This is a genomic window from Streptomyces sp. bgisy027 (assembly GCF_057710365.1).
Map to the genome: position 1 here is coordinate 1 of NZ_JBYIVZ010000102.1, position 10288 is coordinate 10288.

Below are 10288 nucleotides of genomic sequence, written 5' to 3' on the forward strand. Positions count from 1 at the left end.
AAGAGCCCTGTAGATCATCGCGCAAGCTGACGTTCGTGATGACCGGACCTGCGAAGCCGAGCCCGGCGGGGGACCTAGGACATGGGACCGGGGAAAATCGCCGGTCGTGGGCAGCCATCTTGTGATCCAGGCCGGCTGAACCGGTAGAGGGGGGGCACAGCGGTCGCAGGTTCGAGTCTCCGGCAGGAGCCGCAAAACATGGGAAGCCGGATCGACGCTGGGCAGGGGCGGATCATTGGTGGTGACGACGACTGTCTCACTCTGAATGTGGGGCCGCCGGGGGAGTCGTGCCTCTGCGCAGGTTCGAATCCCCGGCGGGGGACCCAGAACATGGGAACGAGGGAAGCCGCCGGTCGGGGGCCGGCGGCTGGTGATCCAGACGGTTGTCCAGTTGAAGCGGTAGGCCGATGTCGCTTGGCCGCAGGTTCGAGTCCTGGGCAGGAGCCACAAAACATGGCTGGTCGTGCGCACGGCGCTGACCTGCGGATTTGCGCCACCGTGGCGGTTGAGGGGCGGACGCGGCTGGTGCCGCTCGCGCCGGGGACGGTCTCGACGGTGGCCGCTGCGCGCGTGGCGAGCGGCCGTCCCGGAGGCAGCGAAGGGCGATGATGCGGCCTCGGTGCTCGGCGCCTGGCGGGAGCCGCACGATCAGGCTGTCGCCCGGCGGTGCCGACGCCACTGGCTCCTCCCGTGGGGATCGCTCCAGCGTCAGTCGCGTGGCCCTCTGTATGGGGAGTTCGCGGGGAGGGCTCCGGGCCGTGACATCGCGGCCACCGAGGCGGCCATGGCGACGCTATCGTGGACGTACGGCACGGCGGAGAGGGAGCGGCCATGACCTCGGCGTATGACTACAGTGACCTGCACGAGCTCATTGATCACTTGGAGCCCGAGCAGGCGGAGGAGTTGCGCCGCCACGCTCTGCGTCTGGTCAGGCCCGCGTCGAGCCGGTTCCGGATACTGCGGAGCTTCGATGGTCCGGCGACCGATCTCGGTGCCCGGGCGAAGGACGTCGTACGGGCGGAGATCGGCGAGGACGATGCTGATCGTTGATTCCGGTCCGCTCGTCGCCTTCCTCAACCGCAACGATCCTGATCATGAGCGCTGTGCCGAACTCCTGGAGTCGTACGACGGTGACCTCGTTGTCACCCCGTACGTGCTGACCGAGTGCTGCTATCTGGTTGGCAAGTATCTGGGTGCCGAGGCCGAGATCAATCTGGTGGAGTCCGTCGTCGGCGGTGACCTGGTGCAGGTGTTCCCCGATGAGCGGGACATGGCACGGATCGTTGAGCTGATGCGCCGCTATCGGGGCTTTCCGCTGGGCGTGGCTGACGCTTCGGTGGTCGCTGTGGCGGAGCGGCTGAAACTGACGGATGTCGCGACGCTCGACCACCGGCATTTCCGGGCGCTTGTGCCCGATCACGTTCCCGCGTTCACGTTGCTTCCCTGAAGCGGGGAGGGAACAGCCCGGCCCGCCCAGGGTCGGGAACGAGCGGGCTTATCGGAGGCCGTGGCTGTCGAGGCGGTGGATCAGGCCGGGACGACGCTGATTGTCCTCGCGCAGGCTGGCAAGGCGCTGCCGGAAGTCCTTGTCACGTCCGGTGTGCGTGTACGCGTCGCGTAGTTCCGTAAGGAGGGTGACGGCCTGGTCGTAGGCGCTCGTCTTCTTGGTGGCGATGTGGGCCCGTACTTGCTGCCAGAGGGCTTCGGCGTCGTGTGCGAGGGCGGTCAGGCGCCGGCCACGGGCTTCGGTCCGCTCCTGTTCCGCACGCTGCCGAGGCTCGGTACGCAGGGTGTGGGCAGCGTCCAGGAGGTGCGCAGCGGATCGGTCGCCGGGGGCTGCGATGGGTGCTGTCATGCCGCGTAGGCGGTGCAGGAGGTCGGTGCGCAGCCGGGGCTCCGGGCCGAGGGCGAGCCGCAGCAGGAGGGCGTCCTTCTCCTGCTGTGGGAGAGCGGCGATCAGCGGGGCGAGCTCCTTCTTCGTGGGCCTGAGCGGCTCCTCCGGCGCGGCGGGACTGGCCTGGGCCGCGACCGCGAGGAGATCGGCGTCCACGCGCAGGAAGTCCGCGAGCGCGTGCTGAGGTGCGGTCAGCTCGCCGAGCCCGGCAGGGACGGGCGGCTCCGGGCAGGTCTGGTACTCCTCTTCGTCGTCGTCTTCGAGTTCCCAGGCGGCGAGTGCGGAGAGCCAGGCGAGGTAGAGGGGGCGCAGATCGCCGGTGGCGAGTTCGTCGCGGACGCCGATGAGGGCGGCCAGTGAGTCGTCGGCGCCCTCGATCCAGTCGCCGCCCTCGTCCTCGCTGGTGAGGTCGAGCAGGAGGTGGGTGCGGGTGGTCCAGGCGTCGACGTGGTGGTCGAGGCAGTACGGCCGCACTGTGGGCAGGTCCAGGGTCTGTTTGGGCAGGCGGAGCATCAGTCGGTGGGTGCCCCAGTTGGTGACGTACAGGTGGGCGTCGAAGTAGTGCTCGACCATGCGGCGCGGATTTCCGCTCAGGTCGCCCCAGTTGTAGGTGTTGGTGAAGCTGGTGGCGGTGATCCGGGCCCGGGTGGAGATGGCCCGCAGCTGCTCCTGTTCCTCGCGGCTGAGTGGCCGGTCGAGGGCCTGGAACTCGTAGTACTGGTACTCGCTCACGCAGCGGACCCTACCGCCGCTGCTTGAGAGCGAGGGCTGGAACGCCGGGGGCAGGCTGCGGTGCAGTGACAAGGAACAGCCGCCGCCCTGTGAGCCTTGCGGTCTCCGAGATCGCCCGTGTGGAGCTGGTGGACCGCGCCGCATCCCAAGCACTGGACCAGTTGGGGGTCATCCGCTGTTGCGAAGAAGCTCTTCTCCTCGCGGCTTCGCGGCCATCGCAGGCTGGTCACGGCGGAACTCCAGGTATCGACGCTTTGGGCTCGGCAGAACCCCCAGCTTGGGGAGCAGATCAGCCATCATGTCCTCAAACATGGCCTCGTAGCCGTCGTCGAAGGCGAAGGCGAGATGGTGATTGACGGCCATGCAGATCAGGCCATAAATCTGGCGCCAGCAGTACATCATCGCCCTGATGGCGCCCAGCGGAAGACCCGGACTGACCGTCTGCTGATAGACGACGAGCTGGTTCCGCAGGTCTATCGGCACCCTCTCGTCCACCTGGCCGTCAAGCAGACCCTGTCGAACGAGCTCGGCAAATAGCTTGGCGAACAATCCGCCGAGTTCGCGGGAGATCGCCTCCGGGATCTCTTCCCCCGACTCGGTGGCCTGGGGGAAACCAGCACCCATCAGCAGGCTGAACTCGCCAGGATACGCCACTGACCAGACCAGGACCGCGTGCGTCGCGGCGTGCAGCTTGGCGCTGAGGTCGTCGGGTTCCTGGTGGTCCACAGCCGCCTGAACGGTGCTGATGAGTTCCGCGGTGATGTCTCCGTACAGTGCCCGGACCAGTCCACGCTTGCCGTCGAAATACCGGTAGAGAGCAGCTGGCGTCACGCCCACTTTGCCGGCCACCGCTGTAACCGTCAGACCGCTCAACCCTCCCGCGGCGATGATCTCCCGAGCCGCGTCTCGGCTGTCCTGCATGAGCTGCTCCCGCAGTCGGGCGCGTCGGGTCCCGCCACGGGTCTTCTGAGGCGTGCCAGCGGCCACTGCGCAACCTCCTCGCCGCTCTCCGGATGGGGTCCTGCCGACCACCCTACTCAGTGATCCGCACCTGCAACTTTCCCGTAGCGCTTGTGGCCTCGCCCGCTACGGGAGTAAAACACCTTCACAATGTGATGCTGACTCACCGGACGGCTGAACCAACAGCCCCGACAGCACCCCGAGTTCTTGCTGCCGCTGAGCAGCCAGGTCGTCCTCGGCGCCCCGCGCCGGCAGGAGGTATGCGTGAAGCTCGGTTCAGGAGATGCCCTTCTGGGAGGGCGTTACGAACTCCTACGTCCGCTCGACTCCCCATCGGACGAAGGGAGACTGTGGACAGCCAACGACAACGACGAGTACGTGAAGCCGTACCTGCTGAAGACCTGGCACTTCTCCGACGAGGGGCCGGACCAGGTCCAAAGGGCGTTATGGGACGCAGAGTTGCGCTCGCTTTACCAGGTCAGGAGCAGCCCGGGCTCGGAGCGTTCGCTCATTCAGCTGCGCAACGTAGGCATCGATCTCAATCACCACTGTTTCGTCATGGTGTTCGAGACGAATGGTCACCGAACCCTTGCCTCCGTGCTCGCCGACCGGCGCAGCTGTTCCTGGCTGTCGGGACGCCCGTCCGATCGGCAGGCGGTATGGCGAATGCTCGGCCGTCTGGCCTCGGGGCTGGACCTGCTGCACCGGCAACAGGTTGTCCACCGCTGCGTGTCGGCGGAAACCGTGTTCCTGGACCCGGAGGCAGGCCCCGAGTCCGCGCGACTCGGTGGCTTTGAGTGGAGCGTCCGGCTGGGACGCCCCCCTGCGGCGGCGCGGACCCGGAGCGGGTGGGAAACTCCGCCCGAGTGGGCCTCCGGTCGGCAGACGTTCGGCCCCGATGCCGACTGGTTCGCCTTCGGCATGCTGGCAGCCCGCTGCATGCTGGACATCGAACACCTGGGCACCATCGCGGATGCGGCCGAGCGTTATCGGCTCGTGCAGGATCAGCTGGGCAAGGGCCAGGGAGGGGGCAGACGCAGGCGAGATGCCCCCACCGTCCCGAACAGCCGCCTGAATCACCTCGAACAGGACGTGATCGGCAGGCTGATCGCCGAGGAGTCGACGGAGCGGCTGCGGCGCGGCGACGAGGTTCAGGCATTCATCAGGGAAGTCATCGACTCCCTGGAAGAGCCCCCGGAGAGCGCGGACGCCAATCAACGCCATTTCGTCGTGGTCAACACGGGAAACCAGAAGTTGGTGGAGGTGATGGAAGCCCTGGGGCTCCGCACCGCTCTGGGGTTGCAGCCCGGCGACGCGTTCAGTTCCCGGAACAAGGAGCACGTGACCAAGCTGCTCGGCTTCCTCTATGACGACTTCTCCGAAGGAGGTCTGCTGTCCCCTGGTCATCACAGCGGGACAGTGGTGCTGTCGGGCAAGTGTCTGCATCTTGAACTCGGCAAGCACGACGACCGCGGGAACAAGAGCTGGGAGAAGGCCTTCTGCCAGAAGGTTCTGGACTTCTTCGATCTGGATCCGCAGCGGGGCCGGGAGATCCCGGCCGATCAACTCGCCTTCATCACCACGCAGAGGCATCAAGGCATCCAAGCACCGACCCTCAGCTGGGATCTCGTGATTCCCTCGGCGGACGAGGCGAGCGACCGGCAGAAGAACCAGGAAGATCTCGCCGAGTTCATCCGGTTGACCAACCAGATCGACCTCCTGATCCGCGACGCGGAGGTTTTCCGGTGCCAGGTCGCCGACGTGCGCTACCGGGCGGACGGCAGCATCGACTGGATCGAAGTCCAGGAAATGCCGAGGAACAACCCGCCCCTGGAGATGTTCAAGCCCGACGGCGGCATGGCGGCCTTCCTGCTACGGGACAAGTACAGCGGGAAATCCGGCAGCAACGAGATCCAACTGTGCCCGCCGGACTTCGAAGGACTCCGGAGCGCCTTCCCGGTAAAAAGCCACTGGGAGCTTATGGACGCTGACGTCCCGGACGAGTCTGTGAGACTGCGGCCCGCTGGCGCACTGGCAGGCACGGGCGGTCTCGACGGCCGCAAGAGCAGTGAATCCGCGGAGCCGCGCCCGGGGCAGGAGTACGTCCTGCGCACCAAGGGTCTGTACCGGCAACTTCAGCTGATTCAGCGTAGGAAGAAGGCCATCGAGAGACTCGCGGATCACACCTACTTGCTGGCGAGCCTGTCGAACCCCGGCCAGGTGTTCATGGACAGCGGGAGCCTTTCCGGCGGGCTCGACGAGCGGCCCGTCGACGCCAGCAAGCGCGCGCAGATCGGCAAGATCCTGGGCACGCGGCCGATCTACACGGTGCAAGGGCCACCCGGCACCGGCAAGACGCACATGGCGGCGTGGCTGCTGCGCGAGATCCTCACCGAGGACCCGATGGCCCAGATCCTCATCACGGCGCAGGCGCACTCGGCGGTGGACGTTCTGAGGGCCAAGGTCGAGGGCGAGGCGTTCAAAGACACTCCGGACGAGGACCGGCCGCTGTCGATCAGATTGCGCCGGACCGTGGATCCGCTTCAGACCACGGACTCCCAGGATGAGCGCTGGTCAGTTCGGTACGTGGCTCGACAGCTCCTGGACAGCACCATCGGAAGGCTGGAAGCGCTCGAGGTGGACGCCCCCCTGTCCGAGGTGACCGCCACCTGGCTGGAAGCCTGCAGGACCATGCGCCAGGAGATCGACACCCAGAATGCGTCCCAGGCCAACGAGTTCAGGGAACTCGTGCGGCGGAGTGCCAGTATCACGTACAGCAGCGCGAGTGACGGCGACCTCGCAGGGCTGGCAGGAGAGGTGAGCTACGACTGGTCGATCGTCGAAGAGGCCGGAAAGGCTCACGGCTTCGAACTGGCTCTGCCTCTCTACCTCGGCCACCGATGGCTGCTGATCGGAGATGCCCAGCAGCTGCCTCCCTACCGGATGGAGGACTACCAGAAGGCGCTCTCCAACCTGGAACGGGTTGTACAGGCTCTGCGCGACCTTGAGGGCGCCGACAGGTTGGTCGACCGGGAGTTGCTCAACCGGTGGCGCGACAAGACCAGTGAGGAGAAGAAGTACTTCACCGAGTACTGCAAGCGGTGGCTCACCTTCTTCGGACAATTGCATCGTCTGTCCAGGGATCACGAGCCCGAAGGGGGCATGCTCACCGGGCAGTATCGCATGCATCCGGACATCGGTGATCTCGTCTCTGAGACGTACTACAAGGGAAGACTGGAGCACCACACCCACGACCGCGCTCCGCACGGGCTGACCGCCCCTGCGGCGCTGGAAGGCAAGGCCGTAGTCTGGCTCGACCTGCCGGCAGCCTCGGTCGACCCACGCGCGGCGGAGACGGCTCAGCCCAAGTACCGCAACGCGGCGGAAGCGCACGCCTTGGAGCTCTTCCTTCGTTCGCTGCGAGGAGATCCCGCACACCCGGTCGACCTGGCTGTCCTGTCCCCCTACGCCCAGCAGGTGGTCGTGCTGGGCAAACGCCTTCGAAGGCCCGAGATGCGCGCCGAACTGCTGCGCAGCGGAATCGCCCTAGCTCCCGACCCGCGCGGCGCCGGCGGTGGACATAGCGCCACGGCCGACGACCCGAACAAGGGAGGTGTCTTCACCGTCGACTCGTTCCAAGGCAATCAGTCGGAGATCGTCGCGGTGAGCCTGGTCCGCAACAACATGAAGCAACCGGGCCAGGGCCTGGGCTTTCTCAAGGCGGCATCACGGATGAACGTCCTCATCTCGCGCGCCGAGCGCCTCCTGATCCTGGTCGGCTCGTGGGACTTCTTCCGGACTCAGGTGTCGGAGGTGCCACGCGATGAACGGCAGTACGACGAACTGCGCCATGTGGCTCTTCTGGTGGACGGACTGGAGAAACTGTTCGCCGAGGGCCGGGCGATTCGGGTGACGGCCGACCTCACCGGCCTGGACGAGAGGATTGAGCGGATCAACGCTCAGCGCGGCGACCACAGGAGCGGAACACACGTGACAGCGCACGCGGAAGGGGGACGTCTGTGATCCACGTTCTGTTGCCGCTGGACGTCTTCCGGGTGGCGTACGACGTCGCGGTGGGGCGGCCGTACAGCAAGCTGGAGGAACTGCTGTTGCGGTTCATCGCCGAAGACCAGGGTGAGGGCCGCGTCTTTCAGGAGTTCCGCGAAGCGTTCCAGGTCCACAACAGGCTGCTCATCGAGGGGCTGGTGACACTGCTCCGCGAAGGGTGGGTGGCAATGGTCCAGAGCGACCAGGACATCCGCTACGTCGCGACGAGCGAAGGGCTTCTGACCATCTCCAGGAGTCGGCGGCCGGCCAGTCTGCGAGTCCAGCGAAGGCAGACGAGTGTCGTACGCGAAATGCTCAGCTGCCAGTTGGCCACCCTCTCCGACCTGGAAGTGCTCAGCGCGAAGGAGGTTCGTCGGAAGACCAACCGGGGAGCGGTCAGTTTCGCCCTGAGGGGACGTCACCACCGCAAGACGCTCAACGGAGGCGAGACCGAGTGGCTGCTCCCGCGGAACGCGGACGAGCAGCAGTGGATCCGCCGCATCGACAACAACGCGAAGCTGGTGCGCGGAAAGTACTACCTGCCCCTCCGGGTCGACCTGGAGGAAGGAACGGTACTGGGCCTGTCCGGCAACTGGAGCCACCTCGCGCCGCTGGTGCTGGAAGAGACCGAACAGCAGTACCAGGACCTAGCAGTCGGCTCCGACGCCCAGGAACGGTTCGACAGGATGCTCCAGGAGTGGGAGAAGGACCGCAGCCATGTCCGGCGTTCCAGCAGATCTCCTGGCCTCCGGGCGGAACTGGCCACGATGCCCTGCACCGAAGCCGCACTGTCAGCGGGCGACAGCCGCCGACTCGCCGAGCGCGCCCTGGAACGCGCCACCGGTCATGCGTTGATCGTGGCCTCGCAACTGGATGGCGACCAGGCCGCCCGCGTGAACGAGGTAGCCACAGGTCTGCAGAGCCGAGGCGTGAGCGTGGATGTCCTCTGGTCCTGTGCCGATGCGGAAGAGGGACTGCGTAAGCGCCTGCTCAACGTGCTCGGATCGTCACGTGGGAGGGCGACACCAGGAAAGATGTTCTTCAACAAGACGCCGACGGACGCCATGGCGGACTTCGTGCTGGCTGCCACGGATGACGGGCCGGTGGCAGTGGTGGGTGCCGGGTTGTTGTCCGGGACGGCGCAGGACCACGCCCCTAGCCCTGCAGTGCTCATCGACGACGTGCGGGGGTTGAGCACTCTGGCATTGCTCGCCGCTGGGTGGTGGCAGGAGAGCCCCGACGACAACGCAGAGCTGGCGGCAAGCCGCTGGCGTCATCTGGCGGAAAAGTGGGTCGAGGAAGCAGCGCTGAGCCAAGCGGCTCCGGGCGTGGAGGAGCTCGAGGACTCCCTGGATCTGTCGGCCGCTCTCCTCCCTTCGCCCAGGTCCAGTGAGGACGGTGGGAGCAGCGTCTCACTGCTGATCGGCGCTCAGGGTGCTGCGGCCCGGGAGATGGCCATGCCGTCCGACGGCCCTGCGACGCACCGTCTGGGGCAGCCATGGGAACCAGTGCAGGTAACGGCAACGGCCGACCAGTGGGTCGTCGGTGTGGACAGTCGGTCGGTCTCGGCGCTCTCCTTCCGGCTCCGTGGCCGTCTCGCCGCCGACCTGTGGCAGCAGGCTGGAGTCGAACACGATCGAGCGGGAGCAGCCGACAGAAGTCCGAGTTGACGAGTATGGGCGATGAGGGCCTCCACCATGCAGTCGAGGCCCTCATCGGGTTTGCGCAGATGCTTGGCTGATGAATACCGCAGCATCCCGCCTCTCTCCTGCCGGTTCGTCCGTCGAAATCGCCGACCTCACCAAGGAGCTCAGGGAAGTCGGGTCAGAATACGTCGGTGGGTTGTCGCATGGGAGTCGATGGCACTCGCAGCACGCCTCGGCGTAGCGTCGCGGGTATGACCGAGGCATGGACCGACCACGCGTTGAAGGCGCTCCGCGCCGCCTGCCACACCGTGGATGGCGCATCGTTGCTCGCTCTGCTGCGTACGCACGACCCCGTCGGCGTGCTGCAGCAGTGCGGAGACGCACTCATCGCAGCCGTCTTTCGGGGTGTGCCCGGCGCCCGGGACGTGGCGATCGCGTGCAGGTCCAACCTGCGCGAACGGGGCTGGCCCGGCGACGATGTCCTCGCCGAACAGCTCGACACGGTGGTCGACGGTGCTGTCTCTGCGCTACGGCCCCTGTCGGCCGATCTGGAGGAACTCTCCGGTCTGCTCGAAGGGGACCCGACCTGGGGCGGCGGCCGTATCGACCTGGACACCGGTGAGTGTCGGTTTGCCCTCGCGGACACCGAGGAGTCGTGGGACGAGGAGGAACCGGAAGGCACCGAGCGGTGGCTCCATGTCCCGTGCGAGGGATCGCGGGACGCCTATCGCGACATGGAGGACTTCATCACCACCCTCGACGACCAGGACCTCGCTCGGTTCCTCGGCATCGCGATCCAGGGTCCAGGAGCCTTCCGCCGCTTCAAGGACATGCTGGCCACCTCACCGGCGCAGCTGCGGCGGTACTGGATGTTCTCCGCGGAACGGCAGCATGGCCGGGCCCGGGCCTGGCTCGCCGACCACGGCTACCGGCCGACGCTGTCGGGCGGCCACTGACTCGGGTGCCTTCACGGGCCCCGGTGCCGTAGGCCTCGATCTCGGCCCCTCCG

7 protein-coding genes are annotated in these 10288 nt (G+C 66.6%); 5 read left to right on the plus strand and 2 right to left on the minus strand.

The window, feature by feature from the left end; genetic code table 11:
* Nucleotides 1–831 precede the first annotated feature (831 nt).
* Together AC3ETA_RS47145 and AC3ETA_RS47150 are read left to right on the plus strand one after the other, a co-directional pair.
* Nucleotides 832–1050, plus strand: a complete 219-nt coding sequence (locus AC3ETA_RS47145; RefSeq protein ID WP_432199057.1) for a hypothetical protein — start codon at nucleotides 832–834, stop codon at nucleotides 1048–1050.
* A complete protein-coding gene (locus AC3ETA_RS47150; protein WP_432199058.1) occupies nucleotides 1037–1447 on the plus strand; it encodes a type II toxin-antitoxin system VapC family toxin in 411 nt (136 codons plus the stop codon). The genes AC3ETA_RS47145 and AC3ETA_RS47150 overlap by 14 nt, the downstream gene beginning before the upstream one ends.
* A gap of 48 nt (nucleotides 1448–1495) precedes the next feature.
* On the opposite strand, the gene AC3ETA_RS47155 is transcribed toward AC3ETA_RS47150, so the two are convergent.
* Both AC3ETA_RS47155 and AC3ETA_RS47160 read right to left on the minus strand, forming a co-directional pair.
* A complete protein-coding gene (locus AC3ETA_RS47155; RefSeq protein ID WP_432199059.1) occupies nucleotides 1496–2626 on the minus strand; it encodes a hypothetical protein in 1131 nt (376 codons plus the stop codon).
* 168 nt (nucleotides 2627–2794) lie between these two features.
* The gene (locus AC3ETA_RS47160) at nucleotides 2795–3547 is read right to left on the minus strand and encodes a TetR/AcrR family transcriptional regulator (RefSeq protein WP_432199060.1); all 753 of its coding nucleotides are present in this window, start codon (nucleotides 3545–3547) and stop codon (nucleotides 2795–2797) included.
* A 303-nt stretch (nucleotides 3548–3850) separates the two neighbouring features.
* On the opposite strand from AC3ETA_RS47160, the gene AC3ETA_RS47165 reads away from it, so the two are divergent.
* The 3 genes from AC3ETA_RS47165 to AC3ETA_RS47175 all read left to right on the plus strand — a co-directional run bounded on the left by AC3ETA_RS47165 (nucleotide 3851) and on the right by AC3ETA_RS47175 (nucleotide 10235).
* Nucleotides 3851–7609: an AAA domain-containing protein gene (locus AC3ETA_RS47165; protein WP_432199061.1), complete on the plus strand. Its 3759-nt coding sequence runs from the start codon at nucleotides 3851–3853 to the stop codon at nucleotides 7607–7609.
* The gene (locus AC3ETA_RS47170) at nucleotides 7606–9303 is read left to right on the plus strand and encodes a hypothetical protein (protein WP_432199062.1); all 1698 of its coding nucleotides are present in this window, start codon (nucleotides 7606–7608) and stop codon (nucleotides 9301–9303) included. Before AC3ETA_RS47165 ends, AC3ETA_RS47170 begins: the two co-directional genes overlap by 4 nt.
* Nucleotides 9304–9530: 227 nt before the next feature.
* Nucleotides 9531–10235, plus strand: a complete 705-nt coding sequence (locus AC3ETA_RS47175) for a UPF0158 family protein (RefSeq protein ID WP_432199063.1) — start codon at nucleotides 9531–9533, stop codon at nucleotides 10233–10235.
* Nucleotides 10236–10288: the final 53 nt, after the last annotated feature.

What these genes read in the sequence shown, in the direction of transcription:
- AC3ETA_RS47150 (WP_432199058.1), top strand. Translation starts at nt 1,037, where the DNA reads ATGCTGATCGTTGATTCCGGTCCGCTCGTCGCCTTCCTCAACCGCAAC.
- AC3ETA_RS47160 (WP_432199060.1), bottom strand. Translation starts at nt 3,547, where the DNA reads ATGCAGGACAGCCGAGACGCGGCTCGGGAGATCATCGCCGCGGGAGGG.
- AC3ETA_RS47175 (WP_432199063.1), top strand. Translation starts at nt 9,531, where the DNA reads ATGACCGAGGCATGGACCGACCACGCGTTGAAGGCGCTCCGCGCCGCC.
- AC3ETA_RS47145 (WP_432199057.1), top strand. Translation starts at nt 832, where the DNA reads ATGACCTCGGCGTATGACTACAGTGACCTGCACGAGCTCATTGATCAC.